The sequence below is a fragment of the Mesomycoplasma ovipneumoniae genome (assembly GCF_035918255.1).
Lineage (GTDB): Bacteria > Bacillota_I > Bacilli_A > Mycoplasmatales > Metamycoplasmataceae > Mesomycoplasma > Mesomycoplasma ovipneumoniae_A.
Genome location: NZ_CP142136.1, coordinates 1 through 23,112, shown reverse-complemented (window position 1 = coordinate 23,112; position 23,112 = coordinate 1). Strand labels below are relative to the sequence as shown.

General features: G+C 29.6%; 19 protein-coding genes. All 19 read right to left on the bottom strand.

The window, feature by feature from the left end; all coding sequences use genetic code 4:
• Positions 1-12: 12 nt before the first annotated feature.
• A complete protein-coding gene (locus U3G01_RS00095; RefSeq protein ID WP_255031041.1) occupies positions 13-3,555 on the bottom strand; it encodes a P97 family adhesin in 3,543 nt (1,180 codons plus the stop codon).
• Positions 3,556-3,670: 115 nt separating this feature from the next.
• The gene (gene gatB, locus U3G01_RS00090; protein ID WP_255031042.1) at positions 3,671-5,071 is read right to left on the bottom strand and encodes an Asp-tRNA(Asn)/Glu-tRNA(Gln) amidotransferase subunit GatB; all 1,401 of its coding nucleotides are present in this window, start codon (positions 5,069-5,071) and stop codon (positions 3,671-3,673) included.
• Positions 5,061-6,380 (bottom strand): amidase family protein, encoded by a 1,320-nt coding sequence (locus U3G01_RS00085; RefSeq protein ID WP_255031048.1) that lies wholly within the window; start codon positions 6,378-6,380, stop codon positions 5,061-5,063. Before U3G01_RS00085 ends, gatB begins: the two co-directional genes overlap by 11 nt.
• A complete protein-coding gene (locus U3G01_RS00080) occupies positions 6,373-6,666 on the bottom strand; it encodes a glutamyl-tRNA amidotransferase (protein ID WP_255031049.1) in 294 nt (97 codons plus the stop codon). Before U3G01_RS00080 ends, U3G01_RS00085 begins: the two co-directional genes overlap by 8 nt.
• Positions 6,667-6,762: 96 nt before the next feature.
• Positions 6,763-7,614 (bottom strand): pseudouridine synthase family protein, encoded by an 852-nt coding sequence (locus U3G01_RS00075; protein ID WP_255031051.1) that lies wholly within the window; start codon positions 7,612-7,614, stop codon positions 6,763-6,765.
• 5 nt (positions 7,615-7,619) lie between these two features.
• Entirely contained in the window at positions 7,620-8,483 is an 864-nt protein-coding gene (gene fba, locus U3G01_RS00070; protein ID WP_255031052.1) for a class II fructose-1,6-bisphosphate aldolase, read from the bottom strand.
• Between the two features lie 18 nt (positions 8,484-8,501).
• Positions 8,502-8,747, bottom strand: a complete 246-nt coding sequence (rpoE, locus tag U3G01_RS00065) for a DNA-directed RNA polymerase subunit delta (protein WP_010321015.1) — start codon at positions 8,745-8,747, stop codon at positions 8,502-8,504.
• Positions 8,748-8,750: 3 nt separating this feature from the next.
• Positions 8,751-10,355: an arginine--tRNA ligase gene (gene argS, locus U3G01_RS00060; protein WP_255031054.1), complete on the bottom strand. Its 1,605-nt coding sequence runs from the start codon at positions 10,353-10,355 to the stop codon at positions 8,751-8,753.
• Positions 10,339-11,085, bottom strand: coding sequence for a nucleotide exchange factor GrpE (gene grpE / locus U3G01_RS00055; protein WP_255031056.1), 747 nt, complete (start codon positions 11,083-11,085; stop codon positions 10,339-10,341). The genes argS and grpE overlap by 17 nt, the downstream gene beginning before the upstream one ends.
• 2 nt (positions 11,086-11,087) lie before the next feature.
• Positions 11,088-12,095: a heat-inducible transcriptional repressor HrcA gene (locus tag U3G01_RS00050; protein ID WP_255031058.1), complete on the bottom strand. Its 1,008-nt coding sequence runs from the start codon at positions 12,093-12,095 to the stop codon at positions 11,088-11,090.
• Positions 12,096-12,166: 71 nt separating this feature from the next.
• The gene (locus U3G01_RS00045) at positions 12,167-14,194 is read right to left on the bottom strand and encodes a thioredoxin domain-containing protein (protein ID WP_255031059.1); all 2,028 of its coding nucleotides are present in this window, start codon (positions 14,192-14,194) and stop codon (positions 12,167-12,169) included.
• A gap of 119 nt (positions 14,195-14,313) precedes the next feature.
• Positions 14,314-15,315 (bottom strand): signal recognition particle-docking protein FtsY, encoded by a 1,002-nt coding sequence (ftsY, locus tag U3G01_RS00040; protein ID WP_069099828.1) that lies wholly within the window; start codon positions 15,313-15,315, stop codon positions 14,314-14,316.
• Between the two features lie 77 nt (positions 15,316-15,392).
• Positions 15,393-15,968 (bottom strand): Panacea domain-containing protein, encoded by a 576-nt coding sequence (locus tag U3G01_RS00035; protein WP_326564841.1) that lies wholly within the window; start codon positions 15,966-15,968, stop codon positions 15,393-15,395.
• 95 nt (positions 15,969-16,063) lie between these two features.
• A complete protein-coding gene (locus U3G01_RS00030; RefSeq protein WP_255031061.1) occupies positions 16,064-17,038 on the bottom strand; it encodes a DHH family phosphoesterase in 975 nt (324 codons plus the stop codon).
• Positions 17,031-18,014 carry a DHH family phosphoesterase gene (locus tag U3G01_RS00025; protein WP_255031062.1) on the bottom strand — a complete coding sequence of 328 codons (984 nt, stop codon included), beginning with the start codon at positions 18,012-18,014 and terminating at the stop codon, positions 17,031-17,033. The genes U3G01_RS00030 and U3G01_RS00025 overlap by 8 nt, the downstream gene beginning before the upstream one ends.
• 12 nt (positions 18,015-18,026) lie before the next feature.
• The gene (locus tag U3G01_RS00020) at positions 18,027-18,485 is read right to left on the bottom strand and encodes a 23S rRNA (pseudouridine(1915)-N(3))-methyltransferase RlmH (protein WP_255031063.1); all 459 of its coding nucleotides are present in this window, start codon (positions 18,483-18,485) and stop codon (positions 18,027-18,029) included.
• Positions 18,485-20,344, bottom strand: coding sequence for a tRNA uridine-5-carboxymethylaminomethyl(34) synthesis enzyme MnmG (mnmG, locus tag U3G01_RS00015; RefSeq protein WP_255031064.1), 1,860 nt, complete (start codon positions 20,342-20,344; stop codon positions 18,485-18,487). Before mnmG ends, U3G01_RS00020 begins: the two co-directional genes overlap by 1 nt.
• 85 nt (positions 20,345-20,429) lie before the next feature.
• Entirely contained in the window at positions 20,430-21,566 is a 1,137-nt protein-coding gene (locus tag U3G01_RS00010) for a DNA polymerase III subunit beta (protein ID WP_255031065.1), read from the bottom strand.
• A 157-nt stretch (positions 21,567-21,723) separates the two neighbouring features.
• Positions 21,724-23,112 (bottom strand): chromosomal replication initiator protein DnaA, encoded by a 1,389-nt coding sequence (dnaA, locus tag U3G01_RS00005; protein ID WP_255031066.1) that lies wholly within the window; start codon positions 23,110-23,112, stop codon positions 21,724-21,726.

The following is a 23,112-nucleotide window of genomic DNA, read 5'->3' as shown; positions in this document are numbered from 1 at the left end:
CTTTCTAAAAAATTATGAACTAGTACTAGTTTGTTGAGTAGTGGTTTCAGTTGATGAACTTGTTGTAGTTGTTGAACTTGGTTCTGAATCACTTGAAGTAGTTTCTGAAGTTGGTGGACTTGTTGTTTCTGAAGCGGCTGGTTCGGTTGTTTCTGGAGTACTTGGTTTAGGTGGTTCTGGAAGTTTTTGAATTCTAATTTGGAAATTAAGTTGAGATTTTTCACTAGTTTGGGATGTGTTTTCAGTAGATCCAGGTTCACTTTGAGCATTTTTGGTAACTTCAAGGAGAACTATTTTTGTTGTATCAGGATGAAAAACATCTTTTGTTTCAGATTTAACACTAAGAGTTAAAGTTGGATCATATTTTTTAATAATTTCTTGAATTTCTTTAAATTCTTTTGTATTTTCAAAAGCTTTTTGTGAAACTTGACCGCTAGTTTGGGCAGCAGCTATTTTGTCAAATTCAGCTGCTTGATATTGAAGCAAAGAATAAGAAGGTGGGATACTTAAAACTGCTTTATTTAGGGTTTTTATTTCTCCAGATTGTCTTTGATCATTTGTAAAAACCAAAATTTTTAAAGCTGTTTTGGGACTTTGATATTCTTCAGTCTTAGTTTGTTTATTGAAGATTTTGTAATAATAAGTAAGATTGTACCCTTCAGATCCGCTTGGAATATCGGTTTCTGTTGTCGAATAATTTGCTACACCAGTTTGTTTTTCAAAAACTATTTGATAATCTAAATCTGAATCAACCTTTGCTCAAGCTCTAAAATTATTAAGTTCTTTAGCTTTAACATAAAACGCAAGTAATAAATCTTTTAAATTTGTCAGTTTTTCTGTTTTTGTTGAATAAAAACTCTTCACTAATTCTTCAACAGGTTTAACGGATTCCTGAGTTTGACCGGCGTTAGTTGAAACTTGTATTAAGGTTCCGGTTCCTGAACCTGAAGTGTTACTACTTTCATTAATTTTCTTAGTCTTTTCGCGAATATCTTTGTAGATATCATCAGTTGTTCCTGTTGAGGTGGTTCCTGAAGAACCTTGTCGGATTGTTGCCGGACTTATTTTGTTAAGTTTCTCAAAAATTTTGTCATCATCATGGTCATTTTTAAATTGACTAGCAATGGTTTTTGGTAAAAATAAGTTAGAAATTCAACCTCTTCTGCCAAAAGTTTTAACATGACCATTAAAATCTAGACCCATAATGTCAGATTCAGACTTAAATTTTATATCACTTGCGGTTTTAAAAATGTTACCTTCTTTAATGTCTGTTATATTTATTTTTTCATTAGGATCAATTAGGTTTGCTGATTTTGCAATTTCAAAAAGATATTCTAAAATTTCAGTTGGCTCCATACTTAATAAATAAGCATAAAAAGCAGCAACATCATGCTCGTTTGTGAAAAATTTGTTAGATTTTAAAGATTTAATTTTAAAAGGTGATCCTGTTTGATCATCAGATTGAAAATCAAGAAAATCATGTAATTTAGGGAATTTTTGATTTCCTGTTCATGATTTTAGCATTGCTTCATGAGGAGTAAAATCATATCCATACTGGAACTTATTTGATAAAATTTGCTTTAATTCTTCAGATTTTTGACTATCAGTTCCAATTAATTTTTCTAGTTCAGTTTTAGAAATAAATGAAGTTGCGGTTACAATTTTTTCTTCATGAATTCTAGGCTGACTTGGCGAAGTAGTAGAAACCTGAACTTGTTGAAGTTGAGGAGAATTATCTGGTAAGGAATTAATAAAGTAAAATTCTTGACGATTTTTGTCAAGTTGATGAGTTACGCCAGTTGTTGCAGCTTTTTCTTTGAAATATTTTATTTCAAAAATTTCTCTTTTTGATTTTAATAGTTTAGGATTGTTGTCGCCAAAAAAACTTGAATAAAGGTTAATATTTACCGGAATTTCAAGAGTATTTGAGGTTGCCTTTGCATGATTAATATCAAGATAAAAATCAACTCCTGATACTTTTCTTTGTGAAAAATATGGAGAAAGTTCACCAAAATCAAGAGAAATTGGTTTTATTAAAAAATTATCATTGATTGCTTTTACAACAGATTCAGATCGAGTTTGATTTGATTTATAAAGATCTCTGTTTAGTGTTTCTAAAAAGTCTAACGAAGTAGTTGAATTAACGGCAAGTTTGTTAACAAATTGCTCAAAACCTTGGGGTTTTGGTTCAGGAGAAGAAGGTTGTCCTGAGGATTCGGTTTGGGGTTGGGTACCTTCAGTTCCTTGTCCTTCAGTTTGTGTTTGGCTTTCGTTTTGCCCTTGGGTTTGCTCTCCGTTTTGTTGTTGTCCGTCTTGTTGTCCTTGCGCTTGTTCTTGGAATAATTGGACTGAATTTACTTGCTGAAGTTGAGGTAATGACTCAGAAGTTGATGGGGAAGATGAATTAACTGTAACGTTTGCAGGGGTTTGTGCAATTTGTCCTGGAGCAATTTTAAAATCAAGAAAATTTAATTTTCTGATTGAAATTTTAGATAAAATATCATCTAAATCAGCAAAATAAGTTGCTTGTTTTGCCTGTTTTTCACCAGATTCGGTGGTTCTTGCTTCATTATTTGCATCTTGACTTGAGTTAGAACTTGAACTAGGTTGGGGAACTAAATCAATTTTTTCAAGTAGTTGAGCGTCTTCGATATTAAAATTTTTAAGTTCAAATTTTGCATCATCAGTTAATTCAGCTTTAACTAAAAAACTTGGAACTGAATTTGAATCAACTGAAATAAAATTATTTGTTCCAGGATGTTTTTCTAAACTAAAATTATAAATTGTTCCTTGTTTGAAAGGGAAAGAATTATTTTGATCAAAATTTAACTCGTTAATTATTTTTTGAAAATCAGGGAAATATTGAGCTATTTTTTCAACTGCCTCAAGTTGAGTTCCGGCTCTATTAATATCGGCGGCAAAATCCTCAACACGAGTTAAGGATGCGATTTTTTGATCAGTTAAATTTGGACTTGAAAAACTAGAACTAAAATCTGTTCTTCTTAAATTTTGGATGTTTTCTTTGAAACTTTTAGTAATTTTTTCTAAATTGGAATTAAATTCGGCAAGAGCAAATTGTGAACGTTGTGCAAATGAAACTTTTTTAGAAATAATTGTTGAAAATGCTGTGCGATTGTTATCGATTTGGTGCTTTGCACGAAAACGAAGCTCAAAACTTTGATCATTATCGTTCGGAATTAAATCAATAAATTCTAAAAATGGTTTATTTGGTGCAAAAGTTGGTTCAAATTTGCGTAATTGGGAGTTAACTTGTGTGTAAAAAGATATAAATTTATTTAAATCTGTGCCAGCTAATAATTTTCCACTGTTGTCAAAAAGTTGTGCTTTTATTTGACTGTATGTGGTAGAATCATCAAAGACATCGGATTTAAAGGCAACATTTTGGATTCGAGAAACTAAATTTTCTAACTCAGCTCGCGGATTTTCTCCTGTATAGCGAATTCGAGTTACAAGTCCAACTGTTGTTGCAAAAATAGCAACACCACCAACGGCGGTCAATGCTAATATTAGTGAATTTTTGTTTTTTTCGGGCATCCTTTCTCCTTTTTTATTTTTGTGTATAGATACATAATTATATCATAAATCGCTATTTTTTTTATGTTTATATGAAATTTTAGACAAAAAAATCCATTTAAAAATGGTTTTATTTTTAAAGATTTTTTATCCATTCAGTCAAAATTAGATTTACTTTTTTAGGATCGGCATTTCCTTTTGTTTTTTTGATTAATTTACCTATCAGAATTTTAAATAATTTTTCTTTATTATTTTTATTTTGCTCAATTTGGCTAATTTCCTCACTAGCAAGTTCAGTCAAAAGACTTTTAATTTCATCATCAGATAATTTTTTTTCAAAAATTGTTTTTATAATGCTATCAAGATCTAAGTTAGGTTGGTTATTTTTTATTTCAATTATTTGACGGAATTCACTGTTAGTTATTTTACTATCTAACAATTTTTTGACTGAATTTCCAAAAAAATCAGAGTCAATATAGAGCTGGTCAAAACCGTTTTTGTTAATAATTGGAACTATTTCAGCAAAAAATAATTTTACACTTTGGGTTCAGTTTTCTGGATTTGAATTTTTTAAAAAAGTTCAAAATTCAAAATTATTTAAAATTTGATTAATATAAAATGTAGAAACACCGTGTTTTTCGAGCTTTTTTTGGATTTCTAAAGGGCTAAGTGGGACTTGGATAGAGTCGATAAATTCTTTTGTTAATTCAATATAAGGCAAATTTGGTTCGGGGAAATATTTATAATCTATGGCATCCGTTTTGGTTCGTAATGTTTGATTTTTTATTAGTTTATCGTTAAATTTTTTAGTGACCTGCGAAACTTTTTGACCTTTTTCGTAAGTATTAATTTGCTCTTCAATTTCAAGTTGGGCAGCTTTTTGGATGTTAGAAATTGAATTTATGTTTTTAATTTCAACTTTTGGGTTAAAAAATGGCTGATTTTTTTCACGAACTGAAATGTTTATGTCAGCCCGGAGCGAACCATTTTCTAGTTTTGCATCAGAAATACCTAAAAATAAAGCTAATTTTCTGATTTCATCAACATATTGAGCAGCTTTTTCGGCAGAATCTAGCATCGGCTGAGTCACTATTTCAATTAAAGGAACGCCACAGCGATTATAGTCAAAAAATGTTTGATTTTCTTTATGAATTTGCTTGGCCGTATCTTCTTCAAGGTGAATTCTTTCAATTAAAACAGAAAAATCGCCAACATTTATTGAACCATTTTTTCCAATTGGATAAAATTGCTGGGTAATTTGAAAACCTTTTGGCAAATCAGGGTAAAAATAATTTTTCCGGTCAAAAGCTAATATTGATGGAATTTCCATTTTTAAGGATTTTGCTAAAATTATTGCTTTTTCGACAGCTTTTTTATTTATTTTTGGCAATGTTCCAAGATAACCTAAATCAAAAAGATTAAAAAATTTATTAGGTTGACCACTTGAATTTGGCGAATCTGAGAACATTTTTGCCTTTGTATTAAGTTCTAAGTGAATTTCAACCCCAATAGTTACTAAATATTTATTATTCAACATTAATGTCACCTATTTTTTCTTCAATATAAAGTGAAAAACCTAATAAACTTGCATCAGAGTTAATTTTTGAGTCAATGGCTAGATTAAAAGGTAAATTTTTGTGTTTTCCTAATGGGATTGTTATTGAAGGGTTGCCGACCAAATTAGAAATTGCAAGTATAAAATTCGTAATTTTGTCACTTTTTTCACTGTTTTTTCCAAAAACATCAGGCGCAACGCCATAAAAAGCAGGGAAAAGCACAACATCAAACTGATTCAAAAGTGATTCATAATAATTTTTAATTAGGGTTCTTATTTTTTTTGCTTTAATAAAAAAATGTTCTTGATTTTTCTGTTCAAGAAAAAAAGATCCTCAAATAAGTCTTTTTTGGAGCATAAAGCCAAATCCGTCTGTCCTTGTTTTTAAGAAAATATCTTCTCATTTTAGATTTTTGTCCGTATTTCCAAAAGTTAAACCGTTTATTGCCGACAAATTTGAAGTAGCTTCTGAGTAAGAGATAATTTCATAAACTGGTAAAATTGTTTTTAGCAAATTTAAATCTGGAATGATGTTTTCAACCAAAACACCCTCAGATTGTAAAATATGTTCTAATTTATAGAGTTTTTCTTTAACATAAGGTTCAATTTCGTTATCAAAATTTCAGAATAAAACTTTTTTTGGCTTAGTTTTTTCAACTTTTTGAACTTGTACTTCAACAGAAGTTAAGTCGTTTTTATCTTGACCAAAAACTGTTTGAGAAACCAAAATCGAATCACTAACATTATGAGTAAGTCAAGCGACCGTGTCAAGAGAAGTTGCATAAGCAAACAAACCATGACGAGAAACAGCCCCATATGAGGGTTTAAAACCGACTTTTCCAACAAAACTAGCCGGTCTTCTTATTGAATCACCGGTGTCTGAGCCGATTGCGAAATGGACAGAATCAATTGTTGCCGCACTTCCTGATGATGATCCACCAACTAGTTTAGTTTTGTCAAGTGGATTTAAAATTTTACCAAAAAAAGAAAAAAGACCTTTACCACCTAGTCCTAATTCGTCATTATAAACCTTAATTAATGGCTGGGCTCCTTGATCGATTAATTTTTGAAAAACTGTTGAATTATATCCAGGTCTAAAATTAATAAGCGAATTTGATGAGCCATGCGAAACTCCTTCGACGGTGGCAAAATTTGATTTTATGCTAAAAAACATGCCTGACAATATTCCCTTTTTTTGATTTTTTTGTTCAAAAAAAGAAAAAACAGCATTATTTTCATCTTTTTTTAATTTTTCAGTTGCCTGATTTATATCTAGTTCAAATTTAGTCATCAATCACCTTTTTGGTTATAATTTCATTTTGACTTACGTGGACTGAATTTGTAAAAAGTTGAGATCTAAAATCAGAAAAATTTGGCTCGTCATCGAATAAAATTTCAATTCCTTTTGGAAAAGAGTTGATTTTTTCCAAGCTAGGAACATCTTTTGTATCAAAAGTATGCAAAAAATTAATTCTATTTAGCATTTCATCTTTTTCTTGTAAAACGGTTTCAATTACTTTTTCACTAGGAACAAAATACAACGATTTTGCAAGTTTGATTATTTTTTCTCTATCCATTTTGCCTCCAATTTTGTTATTTTAATTTATATTAAATGTAAAATTATACTAGAAATTAGGGTTTAATTTGAATTTTAGATAAAAAATAACGAAAATCTATAGTTTTCATCATTCTGGTTTTGAGACAAATTTTTTTCCGTTTAAATAAGATAAAAATCCGTCTAAATTATTGAATTTTAAAGAAAATGAGTGCAAAAATAAGCGACTTTTTTGCTCGCCGTTGTATTTTTCATCGCCAAAAATCGGGAAACCTAAATGTGATAAAGTTAGTCGGATTTGATGTTTTTTGCCAGTGTGTAAAATCGCAAAATTTCTGTTGTTTTTATAAAAGAATGTTGTAGAAATAAGGTGACATCCTACTTCATTTTTACAAACTTCCATTCTTTGATTAAGATCGTCTTTCCTTATAAAAAGATCGGTTTTTATAGGTTTTTTTAGTTTTATTTTTGATTCAAAGGTATAAATTTTCTCAAAAAATTTCTGCTTTTTATTAAGTTCAACAACACTTTTATAATTAAGTCCGTATAAAATAATTCCAGATGTTTTTTTATCAAGACGGCCCACATGCGAGGGCATAAAAACGTCGGTTTTTTCTATTTTTAAATAATTTCAAACGGCCAAATCAAGGTTGTTATTACCGCCATGAACTTGTAAATCTTTAGGTTTTTCAACAATTAAAATGTTTGAGTCTTGATAAATTATTTTTAAATTTGTCTTTATTTTAGGTATCTTTTTTTGATTTTGAACTTCTTTTTTAGAGTTAAAAATTAAAACTTTGTCACCTAAAGCCAGCAAATATTTTTGTGATTCAGCCTTATTATTGACCTTAATTTTTTTATTACGAAAAAGCTTTTGAATTTCGTTGTAATTGAAATTCAAAAGCAATTTTTTAACTAATTGAATAAGTTTTTGGCCTACTTGATTTTCAGATACGCTAAATTCTATCATCCAAATTATGCTTGATTTTCTGAACCAAATTCGACAATTTTAGCCTCAACAAGTTCTTGGATCGCTTTTGTTCCTGGGGCTAATAATTTTCGAGGATCAAAATTTTTGCCTTCTTTAATTTTTCCAGAAACAACAAAATCTGTGACAGCAGCCGCATTTGCTTGTTGAAGTTCGGTGTTTACATTAATTTTTGCAATTCCTAATTTGATTGCTTTTTGAATTTGATCTTTTGGAAGACCGCTGCCACCATGCAAAACCAGTGGAAGTTGAGTTTTTTTAGAAATTTTGTCTAAAACATCAAAATCCAAAGATTTTCAACTAGACGGATAAACACCATGAATGTTACCAATTCCGGCAGCTAGGCAGGTAATTCCAGTTTTAGAAATTTCATATGCTTGATCAACATCAGCGATTTCGCCATTTCCGATAATTCCGTCTTCTTCGCCACCAATTTGGCCAACTTCAGCTTCAACTGTTGCATTTTTTGAATTTGCAAGCTCAACAATTTCTCTTGTTAGTTCTAAATTTTTTGAAAATTCTTCTCTTGAACCATCATACATAACTGAAGTAAATCCTGTTTCAAGAGCTTTTTTGCAAGTTTCAAAACTTCCATGATCCAAATGAAGCGCAACAGGAACGCTTATTTCTAAAAATTCAATTAAATTTGTCACTAAATTATAAACAGTTTTTAAACCTCCCATATATTTTAGCGCACCTTCTGAGGTAGCGATTATTAAAGGAGATTTTTTAGCCTGGGCACCAAGAAGTGCGGCTTTTGTTCACTCAAGATTATTTATGTTAATATGCGGAATTGCGTATTTGTTTTTACGAGCTTTTTCCAACATTGCTTTTGTATTTTGTAGATTCATTTTACACCTTTAAAAAAATTAAATTAAAATATCACTTCTAAGTGCTCAGTAATTATTACCCAAAGCAACAAAACTACCATCAATTGTCAGTAGTTTATAGAGCTCGCCTCTTTTTAAAGTTAAAATTTTATCTGTAGATAAATTAGGTAATTGATTTTCTCATTTTGACATCAGGGCAATCTGAACTTCAAGAAAAATGTCGCTAAAATGGGCAGATTCTCGGTTTTTTAGAAAATTTATTGCTATTGAAATTATAGTTTTCATCTTTTAAATCCTTTCTTTTGCCTTTATTCCAAGTAATTTTAATCCATTTTTTAAAACAATTGAGACAGCTTTTGTTAAACATAAAAGATTATTTGTGTCTGAATTATTCAATATTTTTGTGTTAGAATAAAAAGAATTAAAGAGGTTAGCTAGTTCTAGTAAATATTTTGGTAGTAAATTAATTTTATAATTTTTTGCTATTTTTAAAACAATTTCCTCAAATTGGTTTAATTTTGAAATTAAATTAGTTTCGTTTTCTAATTTAAATGTACTCAAATTTTCGACATTTAAATCAGATTTAGCCAGCAAATTAACCGCACGAGCATGGGCGTATTGGATTAAAAACAACGGATTCTGTGAATCTATGCTACTTGCTAAGTCTACATCAAATTCTACAAGCGAATTATACCCCCGTTCAGCGATAAAATAACGAATTGCGTTAGGATTTGCAACTTGAAGAAGGTCTTTGATTGTAAAAGTTCGCCCTTTTCTTTTGGACATTTTAAATTCTTTGCCGTTTTTTACTAATTTTACAAGTTGATATAGCAAAATTTGCAATTTATTTTCCTGATTAGCAATTTTTAGGGCCGCATGCACACGGTCAACATAGCCAATATGGTCTGCTCCTCAAATATTTATTAAAATTTCGGGCTTAAATTCTGAATTAATTTTGTGTAAATGATAGGCAATATCGCTTGAAAAATAAGTATAATTTCCGCCGTTTTTTATTAAAACGCGATCTTTTTGATCGCCGAAATCTGATGTTTTTAGCCACAACGCGTTGTCTTTTTTATAGGTAAAACCTATATTTTCAAGGGTTTTTTGAACATTTCCGGATAAAAACAAATCACTTTCAGATGTGAATTTATCAAATTTAATAGATAAATTTGATAAATCTTTTTTTATTTCACTAAGAAAAAAATTAAGAGCTTTTTGACGAAAAATGCTGTAAATTTCAGGGTTTTCAAGACTTGATGATTCAAATTTATTACCATATTCTTCAAAAAAATTTTTGGCCATTAAAATAATTTCTTCACCAAGATAAGCTTCTTCTGGAAGAGGAATGTTTTTAAAAATTTGTTGATAACGGGCAAAAACTGAAGCAACTAGTTTGTCAATTTGAGACCCAAAATCGTTTACATAATACTCACGAAGAACAGAATTACCTGAAAATTCAAGAATATTTGACAAAATATCGCCAATAACAGCACTTCTGAGGTGACCAAGGTGCAAAAATCCCGTTGGGTTAGCGGAAACAAATTCCACATTTATTTTTTTTGACAAAAAACTTCGACCAAAATTTTCATTTTGATCGATTATTTTCTTAACAATTTTTGAATATTCTGTTTTGGAAACAAAAAAATTCAAAAACCCAGGTGAGGCTATCTCAATTTTTTCAAGACCTAATTCTTGCTGGCTTAATCAGCTTTTAATTTTTTCTGCAAGTTCCAAAGGTTTTAATTTGTTTTGTTTTGAAAAAATTAAAGCTACATTTGTGCTAAAGTCACCAAAATTTTTCGATTTTTCAACTATTATTTTGGTTTTATCAAAAATTAAATTATTTTTGATAAAAAATTCGGATATTTGATTACTAATTTTTTTGTTCATTTGTGTTTCCAACAACTACAAGCGCTGTTTTTACAACCCGATCATGAAGTTTATATCCAATTGAGATTATGTTAGAAATTTTATCTTTTTCTCCATCAGAAACTTCATAAACTTCATGGATTGAAGAATCAAAAAAACCACCTATTTCAGGTTCTATTTTTGTTATTCCAAAATTTTCCATAACATTTTCAATTTGACCAACAAGCATCTCAAATCCTTTTACATATGAAGAAGTTTCGGGATTTTCTGCGTTTAAACCATATGAAATTGCTTTTTTAAGGTTTAAAAATGGTGAAATAAACTCTTCAAAAAAAGGTTGTAAACTATATTTTTTTATGTGATTTTGGTCGCTTTCAAATTTAGTTTGAAGTTCAGATTTAATATCTTTAACTTTTTGAGCCGCTTTTTCCTCGAAAATTTTGACTTGAGATTTAAAGTCATCCTCAATTTTTTTTATTTTGTCTTTTAATTTTAAAGACTCAATTTCAAGACTAATATTTTTTGTAGTTAATGATTGGATTTGATTTTCAAGGTCTTTTAATTTAGATTCCTTTTTTAAAAAACGACGTGATTTTTTGCCGTTTTTTTCATTGTTTTCTGTTTCGTTTTCTATTTTTTGGGCTGAATTTTCAAGGTTATTTTCGACTGACTCACTAGAAATGTTTTCAGATTCTTGTTTTTCATTGTTGTTTAGATTAGTTTTTTTATCTTCAGAATTCTCAAAAATCATTATTATTCCTTTCTATGATTATTTTTATTTGATAGAAAATCTTCTAAAAGTTTTATGCCCGTTCGCGCTGCAGAATAATTAATTTTTTTCGTTGATCCTATCATGCTAATTTCTTTGATTGCAAATGATTTTTCAAGTTTTTTTGAGATAAATGAGGTTTCAGGCGATTCTATACTGATTTTTAAGGTTTCATCTTCAGTGGTAGTTTTTTCGTCTAGCATTTCTCAAATCGACTTTTTTTCAATCAAATTAAGCAAATCAACAAGTCTGGTTCTAGAAATTTCGCTATCTAAGATTAACATATTTTTATTATAAACGTCTGATTTATTTTGGATCTGGAAGTTAAAAATTTTGTGTATAAAATGATGTAAAAGTTCGTCACTATGTTTAATTTGTTTTTCTAATTCTTGTTTTAAAATTATTAATTTTGATGAAACTTCTGCTAATGGAGTATTTATTAGTCTTTGTTGAAATAGGCGAATTGCGATTTTGACATCCTGCAAAGAAATGGAAGGTGAAAATGTGATTTTTTTATTTTCAACACTACCGCTAGAGCTAACAACGACAACAATTCCTTCATTTTGTGATATTTGTGTCAAGTTTATTGACATTAAACGGTCATTTTCGTTGCTTGTTGTGGTAATTATTGTGGTGCCAACAGATTCAGAAATCAATTTAAAGGCTTCAGAAATTGTATTTTCTATGCTGACACGACGGCGCGCAAACAAGTCTTTTAGTTTATTTGCTAAAATTTCGTTTTCGTCGAAAGACAAAAATTCAGCATAGTACTGAAACCCTCTTAATGTTGGAATTCTGCCGCTTGAAATGTGAGGTTTTTCCAAATAACCTTCTTTTTCAAGTTGATTCATTACCATTCTAAGGTGTGAAGAGGATTTTTTTATGCTGTAATTTTGTTTTAAAGCTTGCGAACCGATTGATTCTCCGGTTTTAATAAAATTTTCAACTATCTGCTTTAAATATTTTTCTTTTTTAGCATCTAACCTTGACATTGTTGTTAAATTATAACAAAAAAACTAAAAAATATTTAATTTTAGTAGTATGAAAATTTAAATTTTGTTTCTTAATTTTTTAAGGCTTCTTCAATTTTTTCAATTAGCAATTCTGCTGGAGCATATTCAAATTTTTTAAAAATTGGCTTACCGTCTTTGAAAACGAAGTGAGTTGGCACAAAAAGAACTTCATATTCAGTGTCTTTTTTTCTAAATAATTGCGCTTCTTCTGCATTAACCTGAATTAATTTTACATCAGTTCTGTTTTTAAAATACTCAGAAATTTCTTCATTAACAGGTTCTTGCATTTTGCAATCACCACACCAATCAACCGCAAATTCTAAGTAAACAACACCAGTTTTAATTTCTTCCTGGGCGTCTTTTCATAGCATTTTTTTCATTTTTAGCTCCTTTTCTTCTGGATAAATGTTATGAATTATAACAGAAACATTGGGTTCTTTATCAAAAATACGGAAAATCTTTTTTTTGATATTTTTTTGAGTTTTTTGTTGTAATTCTTTTAATATTTTATCATTTGTTTTTTTAATATTCGAAAAATTATCAAAAATAATTTTTCGAATTATCTCGTGATATGAATCACGATTTTCACGACTTAAGATTCCATGATCAGTTATTTCAACTTTTGAAACAATCTTTTTTAAAATAGGATTGAACAAAAAGGAAACAATTATTAATCCATCTTGAGATAATGATTCGCGCTCTTTTAGCACTTCAAAAGAAACATCGCCAATTCCATAACCAGAAATATAAATTTCATCTTGACCTTTTGTTAGTTTTTTACGTGAAAATAAATTTCCGTCAATAAAATTAGCTATCCTTTTGTTTTGTAAAATAATTGTGTTTTGCCTGTTTATTTTATTATTTGCCGCAATATTTGATGCAACAACTAAATATCGATAGAGCCCTTGAATTGGAACAAAATATTTTGGCTTAAGAAGGTCGATCATATCAGAAATATCATCTTTATATGGGCGTGCTAGTCCAAAATCTGATTCAGAAATATCAACTATATTTGTTACAGATTTAGCAATTTGGTCTAAAACTTTAGCATAAAGTTGCTCCATCCCATTAATTGGAGGGGTTAACATAATTACATAATCTGACTTTTTTAACTTAAAATAGGCATCATCATTCTGAAGGACGCGATTAAATCGGTGACAAATTCTTTCTGGGCTAGAAGTTATTAAAACAACAGAATTTTTTTGCTTATTTGCAAATTTATAGTCAAAAAAGGTTGGCAAACTTTTAATTTTATTTGTTGTTAGTTTGTCAAGCTTATAAATCATGTCGTATAATTTGTCATATTTTTTTCCATAAGCCGTAATTTGTCTGTTGAATTTCAAGGAAAGGTCAATGATTTCCTGAATTGAGACCATTTCTTCATCATAAGCTGAAACAACAATTCGCGAATTTTTATCGGCTTGCAGGAAACTTTTTTCAAGAAAAGATCTAGCAAAAAGCTTGTTTATTGCTTTTCCAGGCACATTAGATTTACCTGAATCAGAGATAAACATTAAAACACCTTTTGGGTTTTGGCTAATTTTTTTGATTAAGTCAAAATTAGTTTCACCATAAACGCCTAAATTTCCAACAACATAATTGGACATAAAAACAATTGATCCATCCTCGGTTTGAAAGCAAAAACCAATTGAACCAGGCATTGAACCTGCAACCGAAAAAGGAATTATAGTTATTTTTTCACTAATTTTTAGCTCAGATATTATTGGTTTTATCTCAAAAGTAGCATCTTCGATATTATATTTGCTCATTCGGTCAAGAATTAGCGCTTTAGTAAAAAAAGAGCTATAAATCATTACGTTTTTGAGTTTCATAACTAGCCACGGAATTCCTGAGAATGATTCATTTTTGGCGTCAGTTATAAAAACACCTTTTATTTTATGCTTGTTTTCTTCAATGTAAGTGTAATCTGGAATAATTGTATCAACACCAACTGAACTATCAAGCGGGATTTTAGCGCCTGCATTTATAATGAAAATATCGTCATCAATTTCTAAAATATAGCAATTTTTTCCGTTTTCATCTTGGCCGCCTAGTGCAAAAAAACTAATTTTAGCCATAATTTCCTTTTAATTTTTATTTTATTTATGTGAATTTTTCACATAAGGTTTATTTATATTTTTTAACATTTTAATTATTGTTTTTGCAAGGGCACAAATCTAAAGATTTTAACAAATCTTTAGATTTGATATTGATTTTTTAATCCTTTAGTGATTGCAAAAATAAATAAATCTAGATCAAACGGCTGTAAGTCATCCATTCCTTCGCCCAAACCAACTAATTTTACACTGATATTAAGTTGATCTTTGATCGAAAACACGATTCCGCCTTTACTTGTGCCGTCCATTTTTGTTAAAATTATACCAGAAATTGGAGTTGCTTTTGTAAATATTTCTGCCTGAGAGACCCCGTTTTGACCAGTTGTTGCATCGATTACCAAAAGTGATTCATGTGGTCCGCCGGGTACTTTTTGAGAAATTATTTTGTTAATTTTTGCTAATTCTTGCATTAAATTGACGTTATTTTGCAATCTTCCAGCCGTATCAATCAAGACCAAATCCATTTTTTCTTTTATTGCAAAATCCAGACCGCGAAAAACTACAGAGCCTGGATCTTTTTCGTTAGTTGCCGGTTTTACAATTGACGCGCCGACTCTTTTAGCTCATATTTCAAGTTGCTCGACAGCGGCCGCACGGAAAGTATCTGCTGCAATAATTAAAACTTTTTTACCTTCAAGCACATATTTACGGGCTATTTTAGAAATTGAAGTTGTTTTTCCAGAACCATTAACGCCAGAAATTAAAAAAACATTAATTCTATCGGTTTTTACATTCAAATTTATGTTAACAATTGACCGGTTTGAATAAATTGTGTACATTTTATCCATAATAATTTCGGTAATTAATTCAGGATTGTCAATGTTGTGAAAACGAACTTCATCTTTTAGCGCATTTATTATTGTATTTACAAAATTTGGAGAAATATCTGACATTATTAGTATTTCTTCAAGTTCATCAAAAAAATCATCATCAATCTTGATGTGTTTTTTTTGAAGCTGAACAATTTGATTCAAAAAAGAAAGTCTAGATTTAGACAAACCAGCCACGTATTTATCTAAATTAGCGGTTTTTTTTTCTTTTGAACCAAAAATTTTTTCTTTGATTTTTTTAAAAAAAGACATTTTGTGGTTCCTATAATTTTTAATAAATATATTATAAATTATAAGGGTTTTTAATTTTTTATTAAAAGGTAAAAAAATTAAAAATCATTTTTTAATACATCTATTTCAGTGTCTTCAAGTATTGTTTCGTTAAGAATAATTTTGCTTGTTGGATTTGACAAAGCGGTTTTGTATGATTTTTGTTTGTATGACAAATTCATTAATTCGTTTGGACGCATTTTTTTCAACCGCTCAAAAACAAAGACAAAACAATCTCACCGTTTTTCTTGAGCCTCTATTTTTTGTTGTTCAGTGAAAGTTTCGCCATAATCATGACCAAAGTCTACCAAAAAATCGTTTTTTAATATGCCCTTGAATTCGTCAACTATATCATTTCTGTGATAATCTAAAATATCCTCGAGATTGTAAGAGGTATTTTTAGGTGTCTGAAGGCTAAAAAACTGAGTTTTTAAAACTGTTCATGAAACAGGGCCATATTTGTATGACTCAAAATCTTCGCAAAAAAACGGTTCATTATAAAGTCTGTAAAATTTTCAATGCGTAAATCATAGTATTTTTTGAACTCAAGTTCGATAAAGCTCGGTTTCTCCGGTGTCGACGTGATAAAGCGCAAATAGATAATTTAAAAATTTTTTAATATCAATCCCATTCATAACAACCTCCGTGGTGTGTTTGTGAATATTAATTTTTTTATGATTTTTAGCCAAAAAATGGAAAAATTTAGTATTTTGGTGCTAGTTTTTCCTTTTTAACTCAAAGAATTAGCTTTTCATTCTTCATATTCTGCTTGACAATCGTGAACTAATAAATCTAATTTTTCAAGGTTTTCAAGAATGGTTCCTGACGCATTAAGGTGACCGCCCCCGCCTCAGTTTAGGGCGATTTTTTGAACATTTGGGCCTGCTGATCGAAATTCAACGCGCCATGAATTTTGAGTTTCTTGAACTAAACAGAGTCAAATTTTGTAATCGTCGATGTTAGCTAATAAATTTGGTCTAACTGAATTTTGTGAATTTTTTTCTAGTTTTTGCTGTTCTTCAATGGATAAAGTGTAATAAATTACATTTTTGTAAGTTTTTTTATTAGCAAAAATGTAACTATCAAATTCAAGGTCAGATAATCTTTTGGTATTTAATTTTTCATGAATTTTTGAAAAATTAAATCCAGTTTCAAATAAAACCCCTGTTAAAAAGTGAGTTCGTGCTGATGTATTTTTATATAAAAAGCGCCCTGAATCCGTGTAAATTCCAAGATAAATGAGTTCAGCTGATCTTTTTGATATTTTTCAGTTTAATTCATGCGCTAAATCTGCAATTTGTTCACAAGCGGCAATGTAAGTTGGATCAACTCAGCGATAACTTTCGCCCAAATCATCGTCATTTGGGTGATGATCAATTCTCAAAATTGATTTGAATCGAATTTGCTCAAACAAATAAGCAAATTCGATTCGATTTTTAAAGTTTGCATCAACAATTATGGCTAAAGATTTTTCCAAAATTTCTTTTTCCGGCACTAAATCTTCTTTTAAATCTAAAAATGAGAATGATTTCTTAAAATCTCCAATAGCAAAAACTTGCTTGTCTGGAAAATTTTCTAAAATAAGTGATTTCAAACCGTTTTGAGCACCAAGACAGTCTCCGTCAGGTCTAATGTGGTGAAAAATGACGATTGAGTCGTGATTTTCAATGAGATTTTTAATTTCTGTTGCTATTTTTTTATCCATTACGTGTAAAACTTTCGGCTAATTTTTCTAGTTTTTCTAGTATTTCACTAATATTTTGATTAATTTTATCGTTATTATCTAAATTAATTCCAGCAGCAAAAGGGTGACCGCCCCCGCCATATTCGACCGCTATTTTATTAATAACTGGGCCATTTGAACGAATTCTAACTCTGATTTGGTTTTCATATTCAATCAAAAACAGTCAAATCAAAGCATCACCTATATTTGATAAAAGATTAACTGCCGAAACTTGACTTGAGGACAAGTTAAATTTTTCCTGTTCGGTTTTTGAGACATAATGTCATAAAACTTTGCCTTTTTTGTTGTAATTTCCTAAAACATGTGCTTGAAAAGCGACTTCATTTTCAGTTCTCTGAGACAAAAGGCGATTTAATTCGCTGAAATTAAAATTGGTTTTCATTAAGAAAGCTACAATTTCAAAGGTTCTTGCTGTTGTTGAAGGAAAAGCGAAACGGCCTGAATCTGTTAAAATTCCTAAATAAACAAAAAGGGCAATTTCCTCGTCAATTTGTCATTTTTCTTCTTTTAAAATAAAACCAATCATTTCAGAAGCGGCACAAAAAGTTGGGTCAATTCAAGTTTGATCGTAAATTTCTTCCTCTTTTTCAGGGTGGTGATCAATTTTAACTCTTGTTTTGAATTTAGAATTCAAAAAAAAGTCTAATTCTTGAATTCTATTAATATCGGCAGTATCGACTGTAATTGCAAGTGAATTTTGAAAAAATTCACTTGCAATTGAATCCATATTATCAAAGTGAAAAGTTAAAAAATCAAATTCTTTGTTATTATTTCCAATTAAAAAAACATTTTTTTGGGGAAAATTTTTTTTAATTGCTTTTGCAAAACCTTGTTGGGCTCCAAGACAGTCTCCATCAGGTCTAATGTGGTGAAAAACAAAAATATTGTCGTGTTTTTCGATGTTTTTTATGATTTCTAAGTATGGTTTTGAGTTCATTTTTTCCTTTTTTTAATCATCGTGGTGGTACTTTCGATTATATTTTATAGAAAGTCCGCGATAAATTTGTTCTAGAAGTACAAGCTTGAAAATTTTATGGGGAAAAGTTATTTTACCAAATGATAAAAATCTAATATTTGGCACTTTTTCAAGAATCAACTGCTCATCAACACCCCTTGAACCGCCGATTATGAGGCAAATATTTGCTGAGTTTAATAATTGTGAAAATTCTGGGCTAGAAATGGTTTGACCACGCTCTGTAAAAAGAAAACAACTGTAATTTTTAGGTATTTTTTCTAAAATTAGCTTTGTTTCAATGGTTTTTTTTAAACTTATGTTTTCATTTTGACTTTCACTAAGGTTAATTAAATCAACTTGGTATTTAAATTCCTTAATTTTATTGATTTCTTTTTGATATAAAACTGAAAAATCTCTAGAATTACTTCCAAAGGCAATTATTAAAATTCTCATTATGTTTTTGCTTCTTTTTGCATTTTTAAAAGATTAAGATGAAATAAAAGCATTTGAATGTCCGCCGGATTTACGCCGCTAATTCTACTTGCTTGGCCAATAGTTTTTGGTCTAACTTTTGAAAATTTATCGAGCGCTTCAGTTGATAAATTAGCGACTTTTTGATAATTTATATCTGTCGGAATGAGTAAATTTTCAAGTCTAATCATTTTTTCGGCCTCAGAATTTTGCTTTTGAATGTAACCTTTTAAACGAGAAATGACCATTAATTCATAACCGTATTCAAAATCGGGCAAAATATCTTTAAAATCAACATCAGGTCGAGAAATCAGTTTTAACTTTGAAATTCCAGTTTTTATACCGTATTTTTTTGCCAAAGGATCTTTTGGCGACAAAAAATCTTTCGAAAGTTTTTCGATTTTTTTATCAATTTTTTTGTATTTTTCTTTAACTTTTAGGTAATAGTCTTTTGAAATCATACCAGAAACAAAAGCATATTTTAGCATTCTGATATCAGCATTATCATTTCGAAGAATAAGTCTATATTCTGCTCTAGAGGTTAGCATTCGATAGGGTTCTTTTGTCCCTTTTGTTACTAAATCATCAATTAAAACGCCAATATATCCGTCATTTCGCAAAATTTCAATTGGTTTTTTCTTTAAAATAAATTGTCCAGCATTAATTCCAGCAACCAAACCTTGGGCTGCAGCCTCTTCATATCCGCTAGTCCCGTTAATTTGACCAGCCATAAAAAGCCCTTTTATTTTTTTAGTTTCTAAACTTTTCTTCAATTCAAGCGGATTAATTGCATCATATTCAATTGCATAACCATATTTTGCGATTTTTGCATTTTCTAGACCAGGGATTGTTTTAATTATTTGGTCTTGGACTTCTTCGGGCATTGAGGTTGAAAGGCCATTTATGTACATTATGTCTTGTTTTTTTGTTTCAGGTTCAAAAAATATTTGGTGTCTAGGTTTGTCTGAAAAACGGACAATTTTATCTTCAATCGAAGGGCAATAACGAGGCCCAACTCCCGAAATTAAGCCTGAATACATTGAGGATTTGTCTAAATTTTCATTTATTATTTGGTGTGTTTTTGAGTTAGTGTAAGTCAAATAACAGGAAATTTGCTTTTTTAGTCTGTGTTTTGACTGAAATGAAAAATTTATATTATAAAGCGGTAAAACTTCACGTTCAACTTTGGAAAAATCAATGGTGGAAGTAAGGATTCTTGGAGGAGTTCCTGTTTTAAGTCGTTGTAATTCAAAACCGAGTTTTTTTAAGTTATTTGAGAGCAAATTTGAAGTTTCTTGACCATCAGGACCACTTGAGATAGACGAAGAACCGCGAAGAACTTTTGAATCCATGTAGGTTCCGGTGGTTATAATTACACTTTTTGCAAAAAAAACAGCCCGTTTTTTTGTTTTTAGTCCAAAAATACGGTTTTTTTCAACCAAAAGTTCGGTTACTAAATCTTCAAAAATAGTCAAATTATCCTGTTGTTTTAGATCTTTTAGGATAATTTTAGAATATTTTTCTTTGTCAATTTGCGCCCGCATAGCTAAAACAGCAGGACCTTTTGACTCATTTAAATATTTAATTTGAATCATAGCAGCATCAGAAAATTTAGCCTGCACACCACCAAGAGCGTCAATTTCTCGAGTTATTATTCCTTTAGCGGGTCCGCCGATTGCTGGATTACACGGCATTGATGCTAATTTTTTTTTATCAATTGTTATGAGCGCTACTTTAAAACCTTTTTTTAAAAGCGCATAAACTGACTCAATTCCGGCGTGGCCACCACCAACTACAATTGCATCAAACTCTGAACCACTTTTATTTTTTTCTTTTGACATTTTAGACTTTCTAAATTCAATTAATTAAAAAATTATACTATATTTTAGCTGTTCTTATTGATTTTTTAAAATAGAAAATCGCCATTTATACAAGAATTAGACCAATAAGTTGGCTAGTTTCTGGGCGCTCAGGTGATTTTATGAGCATTTTTGTCTTTTTTTCATTTATATAAATTTCAATGATGTTGTCAAAAACAGAAATTGCGTCTTTTAGATAACGATAATTGACATTTATTTCGACAAATTCGGGATCATACTCGGTAGAATTAGCAAAATTTGGATTCATTTTAAAGTCAATAACATTTTTTGTAGAAACATTAGATTGCCCTGAATCTTGTCGTGAAATAAAACCTTTTAATTCGGTTTTTGACATTGTAAGATTAATTACATTATCTTTTCCGGGCGAAATTATCGTAGTTTTATCAATTAGATCGATAATTTCGCGCTTTTTTATAGAAAAGAAATATAAAATTTCGTCTTTTTTTGGCAAAATATTTGAAATATCTTTGTAGTCAATTGTCAAAATTCTCGATTGAATAGTTAAATTATCGTAAATGTAGCTAATTTTTGTCGGTTCAATATTTAATTCAATATCTGAATCAAGTTCTGGAGGTATAAAATCTTTTAAGTTTTTGGCATTAACAGAAATATTTATTCTACTTTGGTTAAAAATTTCAATTTTTTCAGAGGCAAATCTAGTTGTGTCTGTAGCTGAAAAAAATAAATAACCCGAATCAGAACTAAGATTTATCGCCGATAAAACTGGCTGCGAAGGGTTGTTTGTCGTTGCAAAAGCTGTATTTTTTACGGCTTTTTTGAAATTTTTTGCATTTACAATTAATTTTATCCCTTTTTGGTCAAAGTCAATTTCTGGGAAAAAACTAGCATTAATAAGACTTTTTGTAAATGAAGCTTCTTCTCAGGAAACAATTAATTCGTTACCTTTTAATTCAAAATTAATTTCTGAATCACATTTTTTTATAACATCACGTAAAAAAAATCCATCAATTAAACAAAAACCGACATCAATTATTTCAATTAAATTTTCTTTCTCAATAAAAACTTTATAAGAAAGTTCGCTATTTGTCGATATTATAAACAAACCTCCTCTTGTTAATTTCATAAAAAAAGAGCTCAGTGGAGAATTATTATGACTAAGAATTGCTACATGCATTCTTTCGATTTGTTTTTCAATTATGTTCTTTTTAATTCTAAATTTCATTTTTACTCCCTTATAAAATAAATAATTACATTAAGTTATGTTTAGTTTTGTTAAGTTTGGTTTAATAATAATTATAATAAGTTTGTTTAAAAGTCTAAAAAAACTAAAAATCTTTAATTTATGGCGTTTTTTTGCCAAAAAACAGTGTTAATTTTTATTATTTTCTATGTTTAAAACTTCAATTTAAATGTTTATATATTTGGTTTAAGGCTAACTCTAATTCGTTATTATTGCTTTGTTTTAAATTATCAATTTTTCTAAGTGTAAAAATTATTGTCGAGTGTTTTCTGTTGTTAAAAAATGACCCGACCTCATTGTGAGTTAAGTCGAGAATATTCTTAATTAATCAAATAGCAATATCACGAGCATGAACTATATTTTTATCTCTTTTTTCACTTTTTATATCGCTAACAGCAACTCCGTAATATTTAGAAACACTCTGGATTATTAAATCAGGCGTAATTATTTGTTCAGTTTCATGTTTTTCTACAAAAATTTCGAGCATTTTTTGCTTGTCAAAATAAATTTCGCTCTGAAATTTAATTCTATTTGTCTGAATGTAGAAAACAATTGACTTTAAAGCGCCCTCAAGTTCTCTGATTGAGTTTCGGAAGTGTTTTGAAAGAAATTCGAGCGCTTCAGTTGTTCAAATGTGTTTGTCCAAATTTTGCTCGCGCAATTTATGTGTAAAAATCCGCAAAAAGTCCTCTTTTTTTGGCTTATTTAACTTTATATGCAAACCCGAACCAAACCTTGTAATAAATCTTTCTTCAAAACCGCCTAATAAAGAAGGCGATTTATCCGATGTTATAATTACAGTTTTATCATTTTCAATAAATTTGTTCAAAATTTCAAGAGCAACTATTGAAGTTTGGTGTTTGTGTCCTAAACCTTGAATGTCATCAAATAAAAAAACGTCAACTTGAGTCAGTCACTCTAAAAAATCACTTATTTTATCGCTTTCACCGTTTTGCATCCAACCGGTTATGCAACTTATAAACTTATAATCGTTAATGTAGAAAACTTTTTTACCTTTTTCAGCCAACAAGTTTCCGATGGCATTAATAAAATGAGTTTTCCCTATTCCTGAGGGTCCTGAAATAAAAATCGGCGAAAAATTAAGCTTTGAATCACTTATAATCGAATCGTAAATGCTAAAAATCTGAAAATTATAATTAGACCTTATAAAGTTTTTAAAGGTAAATTTATTCAAAAAGTTGTTTATTTTAAAGCTGCAATACTTGTTTTTTATAGTAAAATCATGCACTTGTTTAGGATTTGCTATATAATTGCTTTCATTATTAAAAGTTAAAACCTTAGAAATTTCAAGGTTAGAAATCGCTTTTTCTACAGTGTCAATTCATCGAGAAATAACTTCTTGTTTGGCAATTTGATCTGTAAAATCAACGATAATTTCGGTTTCTGTCTCGTTTACCACAAATATTGTTTGAAAAAAATTGTTGTAAACCATTTTGTCATTTAATAGGTTTTCAATTTGTTGCCGAAGTTCTTGGGTTCTAATTTTTATATTACTATTTGCTTTCAT